General features: G+C 53.6%; 1 protein-coding gene. It reads left to right on the top strand.

Annotation, left to right across the window (positions count from 1 at the left end; translation table 11 throughout):
• Positions 1 to 86: 86 nt before the first annotated feature.
• The coding region (locus ACRDDY_RS00340) for a DUF2800 domain-containing protein (protein WP_438562979.1) at positions 87 to 1,161 on the top strand (1,075 nt) is incomplete at its 3' end.

The raw sequence follows: 1,161 nt of genomic DNA on the forward strand, positions 1-1,161 counted from the left end.
CACGGTCTGACCGAACTGAAACAACTGATTCAGCGTCCCGACCTGATCCCGCAAGTGTTCGTTACACTGTCACAGGAGGTGTGACCATGCGCCCACCAAAGGTATCAAGTGCTGCACAGTGGATGACCTGTCGCGGCTCCGTAAAAGCGCAACAAGACTTCCCCGCTCCGGCGGGGGATGTCCCACTCGGTACGCTTGAAGGACGTGCAATTCACGAAGTAGCGGAAGGGATGTTGTGGGCGCTCAAAGGCGATCCGAATGCGCAGCTCACCGGCATTGTCGGCACCCTCTCGCAAGATGGTATCGTAATCACGCAAGAGCTGTACGACGCTGCACGGGAGTACACCAACGAAGTGTGGGGTTACGCGAACCGGCGCGAGAAGTTCAAACTCGTGCAGATTGAACAGCGCGTCTCACTGGAACACCTCGCGCCGGGTTGGTTCGGCTACATCGATGCGTACCTAGTTGACCATGACCGTAAAGTTATCACGGTGTGGGACTGTAAAGGTGGTCACCGACTGGTTGAAGCGGAGGACAATTGGCAACTGTTCCTGTACGCACACGCTGTGATGAATTCGCTCACAATGTCACAGATGGGGAATTATACCGATTGGTCGTTTGATTTACGTGTGGTTCAGCCTCGTGCGTACCACAAGAACGGTACGGTTCGTCCGTGGACGTTCAACCACCAGACGTATTGTGAGAAGTTGACCGTCTGTACCGATGCGGTGAAGGCTATCGTTGCGGGTGACATTTCCACACGTGCTGGCACACACTGCATGTACTGTAGCGCCCGTGCGCACTGTGCCACGCTTGCTGAACATAGTTACGCTGGTATGGATTACGTCAAGCAGTTGAGTACGCACAATCTGGACGGTGCACAGCTTGGTGTTGAGTTGAAGATGCTGCGACAAGTGTCCGACATGATTAAAATGCGCCTCGCCGGTATCGAAGAGCAAGTGTTACATGAGATCCGCTCCGGCAATGTCGTACCGTTCTTTACCGCCCGTGAAGGTAAAGGTCGTGAAACATGGCGCAAGAATGTACCAGTTGAGCAGCTGATCATGATGGGTGATTTGCTGGGTGTGGACATCCGTAAACCTGTCACACTCGATACACCTGCACAATGTCGTAAAAAAGGTATTGACGAGTCGGTCATTG

Origin of the sequence: Clostridium sp. (assembly GCF_051656525.1) — a bacterium.
In the GTDB taxonomy this organism is placed as follows: domain Bacteria; phylum Bacillota; class Clostridia; order Clostridiales; family Clostridiaceae; genus Clostridium.